1 pseudogene is annotated in these 707 nt (G+C 66.5%); it reads left to right on the top strand.

The window, feature by feature from the left end:
• Positions 1-707 (top strand): annotated as a pseudogene (acnA, locus tag G7A99_RS22980) (aconitate hydratase); the annotation flags it as partial.

Genomic DNA, 707 nt, shown 5'->3' with positions numbered 1-707 from the left:
CTGGGTCAGGACAAGGACGGCAACGACGTCTATCTCAAGGACATCTGGCCGTCCCAGCGCGAGATCTCCGAGCTCATCGAGAGCAAGATCAACTCGACCATGTACCGCGACAAGTACGCCGACGTGTTCGCGGGTTCCGAGACCTGGCAGAAGCTCCCGGTGCCGGAGGGTCAGATCTACGAGTGGCCGGAGTCGACCTACGTCAAGAACCCGCCCTACTTCGAGGGCATGGCCATGCAGCCCGCCGGTCTCGGCGACATCAGCGGCGCGCGCTGCCTGGTCAAGGTCGGCGACTCCATCACCACCGACCACATCTCCCCGGCCGGTGCGATCAAACCGGACAGCCCGGCGGGCAAGTACCTCCAGGAGCAGGGGGTGGTGCCGGCGGACTTCAACAGCTACGGCTCCCGCCGCGGCAACCACGAGGTGATGATGCGCGGCACGTTCGCCAACGTGCGGCTGAAGAACCAGCTCGCCCCGGGCACCGAGGGCAGCTGGACCACCTTCTTCCCCACGGACGAGCGCACCAGCATCTACGACGCCGCCATGCGCTACAAGGAGGCGGACACCCCGCTGGTCGTGCTTGCGGGCAAGGAATACGGCACCGGCTCCAGCCGTGACTGGGCGGCAAAGGGCACGCGCCTGCTCGGCGTGCAGGCGGTCATTGCCGAGGGCTATGAGCGTATCCACCGCTCCAACCTGGTCGG

The organism is Arhodomonas sp. KWT (assembly GCF_010993615.1).
The sequence above is the reverse complement of the archived record's forward strand: the minus strand, read 5'-3'. Positions and strand labels throughout refer to the sequence as shown.